The 16,282-nt window shown below is 61.7% G+C and carries 16 protein-coding genes; 6 read left to right on the top strand and 10 right to left on the bottom strand.

The genetic code is table 11. The features are described 5' to 3' along the window. The first annotated feature begins 117 nt into the window (after positions 1–117). Both KF691_15120 and KF691_15115 read left to right on the top strand, forming a co-directional pair. A complete protein-coding gene (locus KF691_15120) occupies positions 118–1,464 on the top strand; it encodes a hypothetical protein (GenBank protein MBX3390778.1) in 1,347 nt (448 codons plus the stop codon). Beyond that, positions 1,461–1,970, top strand: a complete 510-nt coding sequence (locus KF691_15115) for a tRNA (cytidine(34)-2'-O)-methyltransferase (protein MBX3390777.1) — start codon at positions 1,461–1,463, stop codon at positions 1,968–1,970. The genes KF691_15120 and KF691_15115 overlap by 4 nt, the downstream gene beginning before the upstream one ends. Here KF691_15115 and KF691_15110 read toward each other — a convergent pair whose 3' ends face one another. From KF691_15110 to KF691_15070, 9 genes are all read right to left on the bottom strand, one after another. Further along, positions 1,971–3,095, bottom strand: a complete 1,125-nt coding sequence (locus KF691_15110; GenBank protein MBX3390776.1) for a glycosyltransferase family 4 protein — start codon at positions 3,093–3,095, stop codon at positions 1,971–1,973. Positions 3,096–3,134: 39 nt separating this feature from the next. Then, the gene (gene atpG, locus KF691_15105) at positions 3,135–4,028 is read right to left on the bottom strand and encodes an ATP synthase F1 subunit gamma (GenBank protein MBX3390775.1); all 894 of its coding nucleotides are present in this window, start codon (positions 4,026–4,028) and stop codon (positions 3,135–3,137) included. Positions 4,029–4,114: 86 nt separating this feature from the next. Continuing rightward, the gene (locus KF691_15100) at positions 4,115–4,780 is read right to left on the bottom strand and encodes a metal-dependent transcriptional regulator (protein ID MBX3390774.1); all 666 of its coding nucleotides are present in this window, start codon (positions 4,778–4,780) and stop codon (positions 4,115–4,117) included. Next, positions 4,770–6,194 (bottom strand): Nramp family divalent metal transporter, encoded by a 1,425-nt coding sequence (locus KF691_15095; protein MBX3390773.1) that lies wholly within the window; start codon positions 6,192–6,194, stop codon positions 4,770–4,772. The genes KF691_15100 and KF691_15095 overlap by 11 nt, the downstream gene beginning before the upstream one ends. Before the next feature lie 9 nt (positions 6,195–6,203). Next, the gene (locus KF691_15090; protein MBX3390772.1) at positions 6,204–7,046 is read right to left on the bottom strand and encodes a transporter; all 843 of its coding nucleotides are present in this window, start codon (positions 7,044–7,046) and stop codon (positions 6,204–6,206) included. Positions 7,047–7,238: 192 nt separating this feature from the next. Next, positions 7,239–8,222 carry a hypothetical protein gene (locus KF691_15085; protein ID MBX3390771.1) on the bottom strand — a complete coding sequence of 328 codons (984 nt, stop codon included), beginning with the start codon at positions 8,220–8,222 and terminating at the stop codon, positions 7,239–7,241. A gap of 481 nt (positions 8,223–8,703) precedes the next feature. Further along, a complete protein-coding gene (locus KF691_15080; GenBank protein ID MBX3390770.1) occupies positions 8,704–10,026 on the bottom strand; it encodes an amidohydrolase family protein in 1,323 nt (440 codons plus the stop codon). Then, positions 10,008–10,652, bottom strand: coding sequence for a hypothetical protein (locus KF691_15075; protein MBX3390769.1), 645 nt, complete (start codon positions 10,650–10,652; stop codon positions 10,008–10,010). Before KF691_15075 ends, KF691_15080 begins: the two co-directional genes overlap by 19 nt. Before the next feature lie 466 nt (positions 10,653–11,118). Further along, positions 11,119–11,631 (bottom strand): hypothetical protein, encoded by a 513-nt coding sequence (locus KF691_15070; protein ID MBX3390768.1) that lies wholly within the window; start codon positions 11,629–11,631, stop codon positions 11,119–11,121. Positions 11,632–11,814: 183 nt separating this feature from the next. Here KF691_15070 and KF691_15065 point away from each other — a divergent pair, with 183 nt between their 5' ends. From KF691_15065 to KF691_15050, 4 genes are all read left to right on the top strand, one after another. Beyond that, positions 11,815–11,997 carry a hypothetical protein gene (locus tag KF691_15065; protein ID MBX3390767.1) on the top strand — a complete coding sequence of 61 codons (183 nt, stop codon included), beginning with the start codon at positions 11,815–11,817 and terminating at the stop codon, positions 11,995–11,997. Positions 11,998–12,080: 83 nt separating this feature from the next. Next, positions 12,081–12,881, top strand: a complete 801-nt coding sequence (locus KF691_15060; protein ID MBX3390766.1) for an FKBP-type peptidyl-prolyl cis-trans isomerase — start codon at positions 12,081–12,083, stop codon at positions 12,879–12,881. Positions 12,882–12,890: 9 nt separating this feature from the next. Beyond that, positions 12,891–13,223: an FKBP-type peptidyl-prolyl cis-trans isomerase gene (locus tag KF691_15055; protein ID MBX3390765.1), complete on the top strand. Its 333-nt coding sequence runs from the start codon at positions 12,891–12,893 to the stop codon at positions 13,221–13,223. Further along, positions 13,223–14,641, top strand: a complete 1,419-nt coding sequence (locus KF691_15050; GenBank protein MBX3390764.1) for a DUF2029 domain-containing protein — start codon at positions 13,223–13,225, stop codon at positions 14,639–14,641. Before KF691_15055 ends, KF691_15050 begins: the two co-directional genes overlap by 1 nt. Here KF691_15050 and KF691_15045 read toward each other — a convergent pair. Continuing rightward, positions 14,533–16,269: an iron ABC transporter permease gene (locus tag KF691_15045; GenBank protein MBX3390763.1), complete on the bottom strand. Its 1,737-nt coding sequence runs from the start codon at positions 16,267–16,269 to the stop codon at positions 14,533–14,535. The genes KF691_15050 and KF691_15045 overlap by 109 nt on opposite strands. Positions 16,270–16,282: the final 13 nt, after the last annotated feature.

Raw genomic sequence — 16,282 nt, 5'->3', positions numbered from 1 at the left:
AACAGAGGCGTATTTCGGGGGTCGAATGCTCAATCCGAGGCACCGGTTACGGCTCGAACCCGTTCGTTGCCCGTCCGTATGATTGTCGCTCGCCCCATTCTTCCGCAGGAGTTCGCGATGCGGTATTCGAAGATTCTCACGCCGGCGCTTGTCGTTGCCCTATTCACCGGGATCGCCTCACCTTCTCTGGCGGGTGATGGAACATTCGATCCGAATCGCAAGGGCGCCGGCGAGCGCCGCGTAAAGCTCACCGCGATGGAGCGAACGCCGTTCGATTGGACACTTTTCAACAAGCTGTCGGACTGGAAGAACGGCCCCGCGCCCACGCAAGCGGCACTCGATGGCAAGGTCGTACTCATTGTGACCTATTCGGACTGGTACCGTCCGGCCGCTCGCGCGCTCACGATCGCGCGCCGCGCGGTGGAGGCATACGGAAAAGAAGGGCTCGTCGTCATCGCGGCGCACAACCCGGATGGTTGGAAAGACGCCGCCAAGCCCGAGGCGCCCGCCGGGGCCACCATGCTGATCGCTCACGATGCCAACGGCGAATTCCGCAGCGCTCTTCTGAGCGCGCAAGACCCGAATTTCTATCTCATCGATCGCGCCGGGCAACTTCGGTTTGCGGATATCGCGAACGAATCCGTGGACGAAGCTGTGACGTTCTTGCTTTCCGAGAAGCGGGAGGACGCGGCATCGATCAATCAGCGCGAGGCCGAGTCGAGGCGCGCAAAAGAGATCGCGGAAACTCGGACCGCTTCGATCAACAGCCAAAGCGACCTGCTCCGCAACCTCCCGGAGTTGCCCTTCACCGCCCCGACCGCGGACCAATACAGTGCCGCGAACTGGCCAAAGCTTCCGAGCGACGATCGCGGTTCTTCGAGCGGTGAATCGCACAAGGTCACGCTGCCGAACGCCGGGTGGTCGCCGGCGCAGCCGCCGCTCGCGGGTCGAGCGGCGTTGCTCTACTTCTGGAATCCCGGGATTCCCGCCTCCTACGAGCAGATGCAACGGCTCGCCGATCTGATGCAGCGCCAATATCAGCGGGATCTTGTCGTGGTTGGTGTGCTGACCGACATGAGTTCGCTCGGCCAGCGCAACGACCACATGTCCGACGAGGAAAGGGCGAGAAAGTCCCTCACCCCCGAAACAGCTCTCCAGCGCATGCAGGAGTTTCAATCGGCTCGTCGCTACGACCACGCGATGGTCGTCGACCTTCCGGGAAGTGTTCTCAAGACCGTCACCTCGCAGAGCGAGATTTCGCTCCCCTATGTGGCCATTGTTTCATCCGACGGCATGACGCGTTGGTGGGGTTTCATCGGCTCTCCGGAAGCACGAGGGGCTCTCGATCGCGTGCTCGAAGTCGATCCCGGCGTGCAGGCTCGCCGCAAGGCCGAATCCGATTACCTGAAGGCGGCCAAAGGCGAGAGTGTGGGTTCTGCGGCGCAAACGCCGCCCAAGAAGTGAATACGCCGCCTCTGCTGAATCTCGTTCTGCACGAGCCGGAGATTCCCAACAACACCGGCAACATCGGTCGCACGGCGATCGTGCTTGGGTGCTCGCTCCACCTGATCCGCCCGCTCGGGTTCGACACGAGCGAGAAAGCCTGCCGGCGCGCCGGGCTGGACTACTGGCCGCGGCTTTCTGTCGAACATCACGATTCGTGGTCGGACTTTCAAAGTCGCGCTTCTTCCAATCGGATCTGGTATTTCTCTGCGTTCGCCGCGCGGAGTGTGTTTGACGCCGATTTTCACAGGGGTGACTGGCTGGTCTTTGGGAAAGAGACAGCGGGCTTGCCCGAGTCGATTCTGCGACAAGCCTCTCCGGAACAGTGCCTGCGCTTTCCCATGGTCGACGGAGAGCGCGGGCTGAACCTTGCGACAGCGGTCTGCGCCGCGGCATACGAAGCTATCCGCCAGATGCGGGCGCGAGGAGAGATTGCCATCGATGACCGAGGCGTCATCCGACAGTGATCAGGCATCGCGGCTCGAAGCGGCCGTTTCCGATCCCGCTTGTGACGGAAATACAAATCGATCGAGGAACTCTGAGGTCTTCCAGACGCAGTGCTCGAGAGCGTGCGTCCTTCCTTTGCTCCCCATCGCCGCACGCCGCAACGGGTCACACGCAAGCATGCGCATCGCGTCCGTCAGTTCGGATTGGCTCTTGAAGCAAATGCCGGCCTCTGTGCCCAGTTTTTCGCGGATTGCCGGGAGATCGCGGCCGATGACCGGCATCCCCGTCAGCATTGCTTGTACGCACGCCTGCGAGTAGGTTTCCGAAGCCGAGGCGATGATGAGCACATCCATCGCCCGCAGAAAGCCCGGAATCTCGGCGGCCGTCATCCACGGATAAGGGATGACCCGCGAGCCCCACGCGCTCCGTGTGCGCTCGTCGGGCATCCGCGGATAGCTCGCGAGGTGCAGCTCGCAACGCGCGGCGCAATCCTGGGGAAGCGCCGAGAAGGCGCGTATCACGCCCTCCACGCCCTTCAGCGCCGTATCCAGCTTGCCGAGCATGCAGAATCGCACCGGCCTTTGCTGCCGCGCCTCGGGGGCAGGAAAGAACGCGTCGGGGTTCGAGATCCCGTAATACACGTCCACCGGTTGTCCCCCGGTTTTCAACGGAAAAGCATCGGCCACGTGGCGGCTGACGGCGACGACGCGCGCGGGCCAGCGCGAGAGCGTTTTCAGGAACGAAGCTTTCGGCGCCGCGTTCGCTTGGATCACCAGCCGCGCGAACACGCCCCGCTTGAGCATCATGTTCACGCCGGGCACAATTCCCCGGGCCACGTTGCCCACAATCGCGACATCGAACGTGCGATTGCGAAGCGCAACCGCCGCGGCAACGGTCGTCAAGAGCGGCTTGCGCAACGCGGGAACCAGAACGACTTCCAGATTGGGCGCACGCGATTGCGCACCCAGCTGCTCATCGAATTTCGATTTCCAGGTCCGTTCCAGCGGCACGCACAATTGATGACCGAGCGAGACGAGATCGGAGAGGATCTGGAAATCCATCACCTGCACGCCCCGGATCTGTTTGCCGGCGCGATTGGCGAGAAATGTCGGCGCGAGATACAGGATCGCACGCGTGCGGCTCATCGGCTTTGGCTCCGCATGTCGGCGAATCGAGAACGCCGATCAGCCCAATGCCGCGGCACCGGCGACGATTTCGGTGAGCTCGGTCGTGATCTGCGCCTGGCGGGCACGGTTGTAGACGCGGGTGAGGCGTTTGCCCATCTTGCCGGCGTTGTCGGTTGCGGCCTTCATCGCGACCATGCGTGCGACCTGTTCGCTGACGATCGCGTCGTTGAACGCCTGGAAGAGAACAGCCTTGACCGCAGAAGGCAGCAGTTCACCGAGCAGCTCCTCGGCGGACGGGCTGAACTCGTACTGCACCTTCATGCCGCTCTTGGACTCCGGTTTTTCGGTCTTCGATTCGAGCGAATCGGCCTTGAACGGCAGCAGTTGCATGACCGTCGGGATCTGCTTGCCCGCAGAGATGAACTTCATGTAGATGACGTGAACGCTCGAAATATCGCCGTTCGAAAACCGGTCGATGTAGTTCTGCGCGAGTTCCTCAACCTTTTCGTAGCTGGGCTTGTCGCCGAACTGGTTGTGCTGCTGCGAAACCGGAATCTGGTTGTACTTGAGGAAGCCTGCACCCTTCTTGCCGACGAGCTCGATGAATCCCGCTCGGTGCGACGGATTCTCCCGAACAAAGTGCATGCCGGTGCGCAGGATGCTGCCGTTGTACGGTCCGCACAGGCCGCGATCGGAGGTGAGGACGAGCAGGAGAGGCTTGGCTCCGGTCTTCGCCGTGCCGCCGGTGAGCAATGGGTGCTTCACGTCGGTCAGGCTCTTGGCGAGGCTCGCCACGAGTTCGAAAAGAGCGTCGGTGTAGGGGCGGCTCGAGACCGATCGCTGCTGAGCCGCCGAGAACTTGGCGGTCGCGATCATCTGCATGGTCTTTGTGATGCGCCGAATATTGCCGACGGCCCTGATGCGTTTCTTGATTTCGCGGGTCTTGCCCATAGGGGGAGAAGGATAGGCGATTGCAGCGGCAGAATCGCTGGCAAGCGGGGCGAGCTCGGTTCTTGTTCGGTGGCTGGACGAGGCCTTTAGACGGGCATTTCGGCCATGATTTTGGCCGCTGCAGCGAATCCCAACGAAATCGCCTGGCCGCCTTCGGGCGTAACGCGAATCGACTGCGCAGGTGCATCAATTTCCGTGATGGTGGCGAGCGTGCCGGGCTTGAGTCCCTGGCGCGCAATGAATTCGAGGAATTCACGATCCTGATCGGCAACGCGAGCCACTCGAACGCGCGCTCCTTTGGGAAACCCGCAAAGCGACTGCCCCCGCGCTTCGCGCACGCCACCCTTGCCATCCGGAATCGGATCGCCGTGCGGATCGACACTCGGATGGCCCAGATGCCGGTCGAGCGCTTCGAGAACCGTGGGGGAGATCGCGTGCTCGAGGCGCTCGGCCTCGGCGTGCACAACCGACCAGTCGAGTTTGAGCGTTTCGACAAGAAAGGTTTCGATCAGCCGATGGCGGCGCAGGATGTCTCGTGCCGCGGACTGCCCTTTCGCCGTCAGAGAAATCCCGCCGAAACGCTCGTACTTCGCGAGCTTGGCCGCCGCCAGCTTCTTCGCCATGCTTGTCGCGGTTCCGGTCGTGACGCCAACCACCGCGGCGAGACGTTTCATGCCCGCTTCGCCCGTCGGCGACTCGCGGCAGAGCGCGTCCAGCGCTTTCAAGTAGTTTTCAACGGTTTCACTCGCCATCGGATTGTGGAGTAGCCACGTTCGTGTCGGGCGCGGGTTTGATCCATTCCACTGCGGTTTCATAAAGCAAATACCCGTTCAGAACCACGATCACGACTGCCATCGACCACGAAATAGTCTTGAGCCAGGTTCCGTTGACAAAGCGCCCCATCTTCGTCCGGTCGGAAGTGAACATCACGAGCGGAATCACCGCGAACGACAACTGCAGCGAGAGAATGACCTGGCTCAGGATGAGCAGCTCGTTAACGCCCTTGGAACCGTACAGAACCGCGACGATCGCGGCCGGAACGATCGCGACCATGCGGGTGATGAGGCGTCGAAGCCACGGCTTCAGCCGGATATTCAAAAACCCTTCCATGACGATCTGCCCGGCGAGCGTGCCGGTCAGCGTGCTGTTCTGGCCGCTGGCGAGAAGGGCGATCGCAAAGACCGTGCTCGCGGCAGTCGCGCCGAGCACGGGCGTAAGAAGTTCGAACGCCTGCTCGATTCCCGCGACATCCTGGTGGCCGGAATTGTGGAACGTTGCCGCGGCAAGAATGAGAATCGCGGCGTTGATGAAGAACGCGATGAACAGCGCGGCGGTCGAGTCGATGGTCGCGAATTTCACCGCCATCGCCTTGCCCGCGTCGGTGCGTTCGTATCGGCGCGTCTGCACGATGCTGCTGTGCAGGTAAAGATTGTGCGGCATGACGGTCGCACCCAGAATGCCGATGGCGATGTAGAGCTTGGCGGGGTCGGTCACGACCTCCGGGCGGGGCAAGAGTCCCGAAGCGATGCCGAGAATATCCGGCCTCGACGCGATCATCTCGTACGCAAAGCACAGGCCGATGGTGAGCACGAGTGCCGCGATCACGGCCTCGATTGCGCGGAAACCGCGATACTGCAGCGTGAGAATCAGAAGCACATCGACAGCGGTGATGCACACGCCGAGCCACAACGGGATTCCGAACAGCAGATTGAGCGCGATCGCGGAACCGATCACTTCCGCAAGATCGCACGCGGCAATCGCGATTTCACACAACACCCACAAAACGAATCCAACGGGCTTGCTGTAGTGATCGCGGCAGGCCTGGGCCAGATCGCGCCCGGTCACAACGCCGAGCTTCAGCGCGAGGTGCTGCAGCACCATCGCCATGATGTTCGAGATCAGAATGACCGTGAGCAGCGTGTATCCGAACTGCGCGCCGCCCGCGAGGTCCGTCGCCCAGTTGCCCGGGTCCATGTATCCGACCGAGACCATCAGCCCCGGCCCAGTAAACGCGAAAAGCTTCTTCCAGAACGAACCGGTGGTGGGGACCGGGACTGATGCGTGCACCTCCGCGAGCGAAGGAGTTGAGCTTCGGGCTCGCCAGCCGGGCTCGATCGCAGGGGTTGCTGGAGTCGGGTCGGATGGATTCGGCGGAGTGTTTGTCATGGTCTCTTCTCAATACCGCACGGTCATCCCGGCGAAAATCTCGACGGCGCTCGCGGCGTCCGTGAGTCCGATCCGGACTCCGCCGTCGTACTTGAGGTCGGGCGTCACTTGCCACCACGCGCCGAGATTGAGCGAAGCCCGGTAAGGCTCAGCGTGCGAGAAGTTTGCGACCCCCGCGTATTCGACAAACGCACCGACGGCTTCGGTGAATTCTTTTCCGAGCGTGGCCGTGTGAACAAAGTCGACGCTGTACAAACCTGTCCCGCCCGCTTGCACAAGGTCGAACTCGGCCATCGCGCCCAGATCCCATCCGTGTCCGAGCCCCAATCCCGCTGGGATGATCATCGCGAACGCGAACTGGTCGTTTCCGATTCCGGGATGCGCTGTTGGAATCTTGATCGCCGGCATCGCGGCGATCGCGAACGCGTGTTCCGAAGTGTCGTCATTCCCGTAGAGATTGACCTTCAGCCGGACGGTTGTATCCCCAAATCCCTGCGCGATCGTGCCGCCAGCGGGGTCGTCGGTGTGAATCCACACATAAGGCTCCAGTCCGATCTGAAGATCCACATTGTCGAGCAGTCCGGCTTTGGCGAGAAAAGGAGCAACGCCCCATTCGCGCACCCGGGGCGAAGAAGAGTCGGCGTTCCGCAGGGTCCACTCGGCGAAGCTCATTTCGAGCTGGAAATGTCCGGCATCCACCGTGTACGGCGACTCCGTGACATCCGGTCGGTCGGTCGACATCGGCCGCATCTGGTCGCGAGGAACCGGCGAGAAAAGCGTGTACTGGCCGAAAGCAGGCGGCGAAACACCCAGGCATAGCCCGGCGGGAATCATGAGGGGGAGACGGCGCACGTCAAATACTACGGAGATGAGTTTGATGAGTCAAACTTTTAAGTTGGACGAACGAAACGACGTCCGTTTGCATCCGGCGCGGCCAAATCAAAGCGATCACGCCGAGCGCTTGTGCGCTAGAGCCTTTTGCGAGTTACACTCGCAAGGAGGGTTGAATACCTCCCGCCTCCCGGGGTGACCGAGTGCGAGAATTCAACGACCAGCCGAAACAGTCGCTACGGAAGTCTTCCAGCGTGCGCCCAGCACCTGCTCCGCGTAACGGTTCATCGAATCACGAAGCTGCTCGAAGCTCTCGAGGACGTAATAGATCGGCTGGAAGTGGTCAATCTCGAAGTCGGTGTTGCACACGCGTTCCATGTCGAACGGCCGCCATTCGGCGACGGGGCGTTCGATGCAGTCAGCCGCGCTCTGACCCTTCTTTTCCCACGCGCCCTTCAGCGCGTACTCGCTCTCTGCGTGGCTGCTCACCAGACCGCTGCCATAGATCTTGACCTGGCCGCCCTCCTTGATGAGTCCAAACTCAACCGTGAACCAGAAGAGCCGGCCGAGGCGTTTGATGTGCTCTTCGTCCTCGCAGAGCAGCGACGCCTTTCCGTACGTCTGAAGGAAGTCCGCGAAAACACGCAGCGCATGCAGCGGGACGTGCCCGAACACATCATGGAAAATGTCGGGTTCCGGCAAGTAATCCATCACCTCGCGCGGGCGGATGAGCACCGTCGTCGGAAACTCCCGCTGCGCCAGGCAGGCGAAAAAGGCCTTTGCCGGCAGATACCCCGGAACGCCGTACGACGCCCAGTTCGATTGAGCCCGCAGAAATTTGTTGATCCCGTCCAGCTTCGTGCCCTTCGGGAGTTTCGCCCCTCCCGCGATCTCGATGTCGCGGTCCAGCACAAGATCGTCGAGCAGCGGGAGCCGATCGCGCGTCAGCCGCAGGATCTTCATGCCGTCGATGAACTGGTTGCTCACTTGGCGTTCGAGCACATCCCAGCGCCGGTCAAAGAGATCGCGCCACACCTCATGATCCTGGCGCGTGTACTTCGTGTAGTGCTGAGTGATGTAAAACTTGTCGGCGTCGATGTCCTGATGGTGTTGCTCGGGCGCTCTATCCGCCCATGCCTGGGCCTGACGCGCTTCGTCGGAATCGATGATGTTGTTGTAGCGGATTTCCTGGCGCATAGGCCTCTCCGTGCGGAATCGAGTCCTTCAGGGCACGGCACTGTATCCAGAATGAAGTACGAATCCGGCTCACCATGTGCTCGGTCGATTGTCGCCAAAAATAGCGTGGGCCGCAATGACTGCGGCCCACGCCAGGTCAGAGGCGCGTTGGCGCCCCTTTATATGCGGTTGCGAAGCCGAAACCCCACCGGGCGCGCGACTGCTTGCGGCATGGGTCCGCCGAATGTTCTGAGCAAATATCGGCGAATCTCACCGATCAATGCGCGCAACATGACGTGGTTCCTCCCTTCGTACGCCCGCGCGTACGTCTCCCTGATTGACTGAACTCAGGCAATCGGCGGCAACTGCGGAAAACTGCCGCCCGAGTCCACCCAACCTCTTGTCTCTTGGCCACAGAGTAACGCTTGGGTTCGCCCGAACGCAAGCAAAATCCACAAGACCTTGAATGTTCGGATCGTGTAAGGATTTGCAAGGGCCTTTCTTATTCCACGGTGAACGGCAATCTAATTGCTGCGCCTGCGGTCGTCGGACGGAAGCACTCCCATGCCAGCGTTGCGGGAATCGCCTGTTCGGGCGCGATCGCGCTCTCAAGTGTGTTCCTTCGGCGCTCCGTTGCGGCCCGGACACTGTCTTGAGGGTTCGCTCGCACCACGGGCACATCGCTTCCAAACAGAAGCGTTCGACCCGGTTCCAGTCCCGCATCGATGAGCTCGCGCCAAGGCATAACTCGGTCGAGTCGGTGGCCGAGACCGGCGCGAAGCGCCTCAATGTCCGCGAGCAAATGGCAAGGTTGCACGCTGGCGATCGCACCGAGTTCCGCGAAGCGCGGGACGTCGCGCTCATCGACGATTTCGCAGTGCTCCACGCGGATCGCCGGATGGTCTTTTTCGCGCTGATCACCTTTCCAACGCTGGATGCCATCCAAACAGGCGCGAACCGCACCGTCACCGATGGCGTGCATTGCGATCCCCAAACCCGAAGCGCGGCATCGGGCGATCGATTCGGAGATCGCGCGCGCATCCATCAGCGGCTTGCCGTGCGCAAGCTCGGACGGTGCATCCGAGAATGGTTCGAGCACCCAGGCGGTTCTGCTATTGAGCGTTCCATCGGTGAAGATCTTTCCACCCAGCAGCCGTACTCGCTCCGACTCCCACGAAGCGCGCCCGCGTGCCGCGCTTTCTACCTCCTCCAGCGGCACATACAAACCCACCCGCATCTCCCCGTCGCGCCGTGCATTCAGCGCCGCGATCGTCGGCCCGAGCCATGCAGGGCTGAACAAATCATGAACTTCGACGAAGCCGAGCGCGGCAAGGTGATCGAGAGCGCGATCAATGAGCTCCGGCCGCGAAGACTCCGGCGGCTCCGGTGCCAGCGCCCAAGTCGAGAAAGCCACGCTCTCGAGAAGCAGTCCGGTCGGTTCGCTTTCTCGGTTTCGTTCGATGATTCCCCCTGCGGGATCGGAGATCCCGCGGTGAATCCCGGCTTTTTTGAGGGCCGCGGAGTTCGCAAAGACCGCGTGGTGATCGAACGACATGATGAGCGTCGGGATCGTGCCGGTGATGCAATCCAGCGCGTTCCTCTCGAACCAAGCGCCCTCTTGCCATGCCGCGGTTCTTGCGGAGTGTGCCTGCAGCCACGCGCCGGAAGGAAGGGCATGAACCCTTCGCCCGATCCGGTCGAGCGCTTCCGCGGCACTCGCGCATCCTTCCAGCGAGAGCATGTCGAGGGCCCGTCCGAGCCACGGAATGTGCGCATGGGCTTCGCGCAGCGCGCCCGGAGGGGTATTCAGTGCCGGCTCAGCCATGATTCGATTGTTGCCGCGGCCCGTTCGCAAGCGAGACGGCGTTCAAACTCCACCCGCACCAAGCCGGTGCGGGTCCGCACATCAAGACCTATGTCGTCCACCCCGACCGCTTTCGGCTCGATGACTTCACGCCCGCTCAGATCCTTGACGAGCGTTCTCAAAGCGCCCGAGTCCGAGTTCAGAACACGACAGATCCGGGGCTCGTCCGCCCAGAGAGGGTTTGATGCAAATTTTTTTTCGATTTGGAATGATTTTTTGTTCAATTTGCCATCGACCGGGGTCAGCCCGACGAATTTGGCGCCCTCCGACCGCCCGTGATAGATCAGCAGACGATCGCACGCGCCGTCGCGAGCCGCGTCGAGCGCGCGGCACTCGACGAGCAGTTGCAGCGCTCCGTCGGCCTCGTCCGGCACGTGCAGTACGACCGACTGCGCTTCTTCGACGTTCGGCGGCAGCGACGCGACGATTTCGCCCGAGCGCGGATCGATGACAAAATTTCTCCGAAGCACCACTTCATCAGAAAGAATCGTGCCCGAAAAGTGGCGACGCAAGAAGCGCGCCGGATCATCGGGCGAACTCGCTTCAATCATTTCTGTGTTCACCATTGCATCATCGGTTCCTGTCATGACAATTGCAAATCCGGCTGCAAATCAGGCCCAAAACGCCAGCGGGGCCGCACGGCGGCCCCGCAAACGGTCGCGAAATTTTGAATTCGGATCGGAACGATTTGCCGGATTAGCCGGCCCACCCATCCGCGAGTGCAGATAGGGGATTGCGAGAGGGATGTGCGCCGCGGCTATTTGGCAGGGACCACCGCGGGCCTCCCGAATTCCTCTCGCCTGGGAGGATTCGGTCCCAACAGCGCGTTAGCGCCGCTTAGATTTCTTCTTGCCCTTCTTCTTTGCTTTCTTCTTGGCCATGAAAGAGGTCTCCTCAAACATGAGTTCGTGCGCCTTGACCGTTCGGATACGCGACAGGTCCGAGCGGACGCACGTTGAATTATCGGAAGTGTGACAACTTTCTCTTGAGAGTGCAAGTCAAAATCTCAAGTGGCGGAAAGTTTTCCACATAGCGCGCAGCGCGCGACAGCGCTCACCTGTCGTTTGCGCGCGCACTGCGCCACTTCGGCGCCTCGAAGAGAGAGTCGAGTGATGTTGTGTTGACGCGGTTGTACTGCGCGAGCGTTTCTCGATCGCTCGCGCCCGCCGGCACGCGCGCGCGGACATTGCCGTTCGCCGGGTTGTACCAGAATTCCGCAAGGTCCGCGCCCACGCGCGAGTCGACCGCCCGAACGACCGGGTCCTGCAGATACAACTGATCGGCCGAAGCGATCTCGATCCACGGTCGCGTGCCTTCGATCCACGTGTTGCGAGGCGGATCGTCGCCGAACCATTCCGGGTCGATTTTCTTTGGCCAGCCTTCGGGACTCTTTGCGGTTTCGACCATCGCGGCGCGACGGTCCACCTCGCGCTTGAGTTGGATCGCCGCCGCGCGGAGCGTGCTCTCCTTCCCGCCCGAGACCACGCGCTCGTACTGCCAGCCACCGACGACCATCACGCCCAGCAAGAGCGTGATCGCCGCAACGAAGTTGACCAGTCGATGCATGAGGCTCCCCTCCGGCACCCGGTGGCGCCGTATCGCACCTTCTTCGGACCGTGCCATGGTCAACTTTGCCGGAAACTCGGGCTTGCGCTGCCGCCCTTGGAACCTGTACCGCCTGTAGCGGGAAGGGCCCGAAAAAACTGGTAGGATCCGGCGAGTCTTCCGGAGACAGTTATGAATACCCAGATGCGTCAAGATTCCCGGGGTGTAGTCCGCCTGATGATGCTCAGCGGCGCCGTTGCGATCGGTCTGATTTCACTCGCCGGCTGCAGCGGCGCGGGGCAGAGCGAAGTCACGCCGACCGATCGACCGTCCGAGGGCGAAGGATGGGCGGTGCAGGAGCAAATGGCGGAGAGTCAGGGGCAGTAAACGCTCCGTCTTCACCATGACAACGACTTCTCGGTTCGCTTCAGCGAACCGGATAGCATCGTGGGATTCCACGGGAGCTTTTCATGCAAACTCGGCGAGCACATAGCGCGGCAACTTTCCTCTCCATCTCTCTCGCCGCCGTGTCCGGTTTCGGTCTTGCGGGTTGCAAGTCCGACGGCAGCGCGGTCACTCCTGAGAATCGCCCATCCGAGGGTGACGGTTCGCACGTGCAGGAGCAGATGGCGGCGGCGAATCAGCCCCAACAGGAACGCTCGAACGAAGCGAAAATGGAGACCGCCGCCGGCGAAGCCGCGAATCGCCAGATGGCGGAAGCGCCACCTCCTTCTCCGGCGCAGCAGGATGTCGCCGCGAACGAAGCGCCAATGAGCGGAGCAACGCCTGAAGCGCCCGCGTCAACGAAAACCGCTGCCGAGACCCCGACAAGCGCCAAGCCGACGGTCAAGGCTGAAGGTGAACCGAAGGCAGAGCCCAAGCCGCAAGTCACTTTTCTGAATTGCGACAACGCAACCGAGATTTCGACCAAGACCAATGACAATGGCCTTGTCATCGAGGAGCTCAAGCTGGGCGAAGGTGAACCTGTCAAGGCCGGCGCGATCGTGACGATCAACTACCACGGCACCTTGAAAGATGGCGGCACGTTGGTCGACACCACCCGCGGCAAGCAGCCCGCGACGTTTCCGCTCAACAAACTCATCAAGGGTTGGCAGCAAGGCGTTCCGGGTATGAAACCGGGGGGGATTCGGCGGCTGATCATCCCCTATCAGCTCGCATACGGTGAGACCGGAAAGCCCCCTGTTATTCCGCCAAAGAGCGACCTTGTCTTCATCATCGAGCTGATTCAGGTCGTCGAGCCTTCCAAGTAAGGAACAGCCATGCCCACTACGCCCGGCGGCGTCGAGATTGAGGAAATCACCCTAGGAAAGGGTGATGAAGCGACCATCGATTCGATCGTCACCGTCCATTATCACGGCACGCTCAAGTCCAGCGGCAAAGTCTTCGACTCGACCAAGGGCGGCAATCCGATCGAGTTCCCGCTCGAAGATCTCATCCAGGGTTGGCAGGAAGGAATCCCGGGCATGAAGATCGGCGGCAAGCGCAAACTCACGATCCCGTGGGCGCTTGCCTACGGCGCTGCCGGTGCTCCGCCGGACATTCCTCCCAAGGCCGATCTGGTCTTTGAAATCGAACTCGTCGATCTTCAGTGATGACCGTTGCCGATTCTCCGAATCCGCCGGTTGAGCGCATCGACAGATCGCCATGGTGGGCGAGTCTCGGAGTGCGCAGCGCGGCATATGCGGGCAGCTTCACGATCGTCCTCATCGGGACGATCGCGAGCTATCGAATCATGCACGGAAACGAGCCGATCGATCGGCGCTTCCGCGATTTCTATGAGTTCTACAGCGGGGCGGAGGCGCTGGTCAACGGCACCGACGTCTTCGCGGCGGGCAAACTCGGCTACATCTATCCGCCGCTGCTTGCGACGTTGCTGATGCCGCTCGTGCAACTCGGCATCGATGGCGCTGGTCTGGTCTGGCTGGTGACCAACGCATTCGTGCTCGCGTTCGCAGCATGGTTCGGCGGTCGAACTGTTGCAACGAAGTTCGGTGTTCCAAAGGCCGCACCGCTCATCACGCTCATCGGGCTCGCTCTGCTCGCCGACAAGCTCTTCGGCGACATGAAGATGCAGCAATCGAACATCCTGATGTTCGCGTGCTGGGTGATCGGAATGTGGGGGCTGGGAAGACACTGGCTCCTCTCGGGCCTCGCGCTCGGATTCGGATTTAGCATCAAATACCTGCCGATCGTCGCGCTTCCGTACTTTGGTGTGCGAGGACGTGCCAAGCACGTCATCGGATTGATCACGGGGATCGTCTTTTGGGCGCTGATTCCCGCCGCGTTTATCGGGTGGGGGACCAACGCGGATCTCTGGCGCGGCGCCGCCGAGGGGCTCATTCACTCGGGGGACGGCGGCTGGCAGACCGAAGAGGGTCGCGCCCGCGTCATGAACACCCGCGAATACGGAATCTCGATCACGACCGCGATCGTCCGCACCGCGGATTCGATGGGGCAGCCCAAACTCGGCTTGCCGATCGCGGCACTGCTCATGGGCGTCACTTTTCTGGCCGCGTGGTGGGTCTACCGGAGAAACAACCAGCCGATGTGGCTCGGCCGATGGGGAAGAGCCGAGCAGGATCGCTGGCCCTTGCTGCTGGTGGAATGGACCGGGCTGATCGTCGTCGCGCTCGCGTTTTCGCCCCAAACCAACTCGCGCCACCTGGTCCACTCGATGCCCCTCGGGTTCCTGATCGGCGCGGTGATCATCACCGGGAAGAGTCAAACAACGAGGCGTCTTGCAATCGCCGCCGCGGCGATCTGGTGGCTCGGGATGGTCCTGCCCCCGTCGATTCCATCGCTACAGGAGTCGGTCACGGCTTGGAGGCGTGCATCGGGCTCGTGCATCTGTATGGTGATCGCGTGGCTCATCACGGCCGAGGCGGTGCTCGGTGATCGGAATCAAACCCGGAAGATCGAGCCCAGTTTCTTGCCGAGCAGCACCGACGCGGAGAAGAGCGTGATCGTGAGCAGCGCCATCCCCCAGACACCCATCGCGCTGGCGATGTAAACGCCATCGCCCAATCGTTCGGTAAACGCAAAAATCGCTTTGGTCAGCGGATACTGATGCTTCTGCTGCGCGAGCAGCATCGAGTCTGAAACTTCGAGCATCGAGAAGCTGAAGACCAGCATGCCTCCCGCGATGAGATTGGCCATGATGAGCGGGATGATGACGCGCCGCACGGCGGTCAGGCGCGAAGCACCGAGATTCATCGCGGCTTCTTCCAGTTCGCCGCTGGTCTGCTCCAGCCCCGCAACGGTGGATCGAACGATGTAGGGCAATCGCCGGATTGCGTACGCCGCGATCAGCAGCGGGACCGGATTGGGGTTCGCCGCCAGCACGCTCACGAACTCGCCCAGCGGCCCTTCCTTGCCGAACGGCCAGCGCAAACTCATCGCCACATATCCGAACGCCATCACCAGTCCCGGCACGGCGAGCGGGAGCATGCAGAGCGCATCGAGCACCGCGCGCCCCTTGATCGTCGTCCGCACGATCAGATACGCGATGACGACTCCGGCCACCATGCTGATCAGCATCGCCGCGGTCGAGAATTTGAGGCTGTTGACGATTGCGCCGAAACTGTCGCGCGCAGTCAAAGCTTCGCGGTAGTGGGAGGTTGTCCAGGAAGTCGGAAGGACCGAGTCGTACCACTGGCCCGGCACCGTGAAGCTGGTCAGCACGACGCCGAGGTGCGGCAGGATCGCGAGCGCGAAAACGAACAGAAACAGGCCCGCCGCGGCATACCCCGCAAATCCGGTCAGTTCTACTTCTCCTCCCGCGCGGCTCGCCTTGCTGTACATCGCGTAGCCGGCGCGCCCGAAAAAGTACTTGCCCAGCACGTACATGAACACCGCCGAACCGAGCAGCACCAGCGTCAGCGCATACGGCTCGGCGCTCGTCTCGACCTGCTTGAGCCCGTAGAAAATCTGTACGCTCGTGACATTGTAGAAGTCGAACATCAGGGGCGTTCCCAGTTCTGTGAACGCCCAAATGAAGACAATCGTCGCTCCCGCGAAAATGCCCGGACGGATGAGCGGCAGAGTGATCCTGAAGAAACGCCGCCACCAGCCCGCGCCCAGGTTTTCCGCCGCCTCATCGAGCGCCGGGTCGAGGTTCGCGAGTGCCGCGGTGGTGTTCAGGAAAATGATCGGATAGAGCGAGAGCGCCTGGACACCGACGACGCCCCACACCTTCGCCGAACCCAGGATGTCAAAGTGCGTGCCGAAGAGCGCGTTGAACGCGCCCTCCCGCCCAAGGATCGCCCGTACCCCGATCGCCCCGACAAACGGGGGCAGGATCATCGGCACCAAGACCGCGGCATTGAAGAATGTCTTGCCCGGATATTTGTACTGTGCCGCGAGCAGCGCCAGCGGGAGGGCGATGATCGTGGCAACCGTCGTCGTCGCGACCGCGAGCAGCGCCGAATTCCCGATCGCCCGGAAGAACATCGGGTTGCTGAAGAGCAACTGGAAGTGATCGAGCGTGAAGTTCGAGAATCCTCGACCGAATCCCTCGCCTTGCACTCTCTCGAACGCGCCTTGGATCGTCAGAAAAATCGGGTAGATCAGCAGGCCGCTCAGCACGCCGAGCGTGAGAAGCAGAAGCGCGTAATGCCAAGCCTGCCGACGGAAGCGCATGGGGGCGAGTGTA

Source organism: Phycisphaeraceae bacterium (assembly GCA_019636555.1).
Taxonomy (GTDB): Bacteria; Planctomycetota; Phycisphaerae; order Phycisphaerales; family UBA1924; genus JAFEBO01.
Note: the sequence above shows the minus strand (reverse complement) of the source record. Positions and strands in the feature narration are given on the sequence as shown.

What these genes read in the sequence shown, in the direction of transcription:
- KF691_15120 (MBX3390778.1), top strand. Translation starts at nt 118, where the DNA reads ATGCGGTATTCGAAGATTCTCACGCCGGCGCTTGTCGTTGCCCTATTC.
- KF691_15110 (MBX3390776.1), bottom strand. Translation starts at nt 3,095, where the DNA reads ATGAGCCGCACGCGTGCGATCCTGTATCTCGCGCCGACATTTCTCGCC.
- atpG (MBX3390775.1), bottom strand. Translation starts at nt 4,028, where the DNA reads ATGGGCAAGACCCGCGAAATCAAGAAACGCATCAGGGCCGTCGGCAAT.
- KF691_15100 (MBX3390774.1), bottom strand. Translation starts at nt 4,780, where the DNA reads ATGGCGAGTGAAACCGTTGAAAACTACTTGAAAGCGCTGGACGCGCTC.
- KF691_15095 (MBX3390773.1), bottom strand. Translation starts at nt 6,194, where the DNA reads ATGACAAACACTCCGCCGAATCCATCCGACCCGACTCCAGCAACCCCT.
- KF691_15085 (MBX3390771.1), bottom strand. Translation starts at nt 8,222, where the DNA reads ATGCGCCAGGAAATCCGCTACAACAACATCATCGATTCCGACGAAGCG.
- KF691_15080 (MBX3390770.1), bottom strand. Translation starts at nt 10,026, where the DNA reads ATGGCTGAGCCGGCACTGAATACCCCTCCGGGCGCGCTGCGCGAAGCC.
- KF691_15075 (MBX3390769.1), bottom strand. Translation starts at nt 10,652, where the DNA reads ATGACAGGAACCGATGATGCAATGGTGAACACAGAAATGATTGAAGCG.
- KF691_15070 (MBX3390768.1), bottom strand. Translation starts at nt 11,631, where the DNA reads ATGCATCGACTGGTCAACTTCGTTGCGGCGATCACGCTCTTGCTGGGC.
- KF691_15065 (MBX3390767.1), top strand. Translation starts at nt 11,815, where the DNA reads ATGCGTCAAGATTCCCGGGGTGTAGTCCGCCTGATGATGCTCAGCGGC.
- KF691_15060 (MBX3390766.1), top strand. Translation starts at nt 12,081, where the DNA reads ATGCAAACTCGGCGAGCACATAGCGCGGCAACTTTCCTCTCCATCTCT.
- KF691_15055 (MBX3390765.1), top strand. Translation starts at nt 12,891, where the DNA reads ATGCCCACTACGCCCGGCGGCGTCGAGATTGAGGAAATCACCCTAGGA.
- KF691_15050 (MBX3390764.1), top strand. Translation starts at nt 13,223, where the DNA reads ATGACCGTTGCCGATTCTCCGAATCCGCCGGTTGAGCGCATCGACAGA.
- KF691_15045 (MBX3390763.1), bottom strand. Translation starts at nt 16,269, where the DNA reads ATGCGCTTCCGTCGGCAGGCTTGGCATTACGCGCTTCTGCTTCTCACG.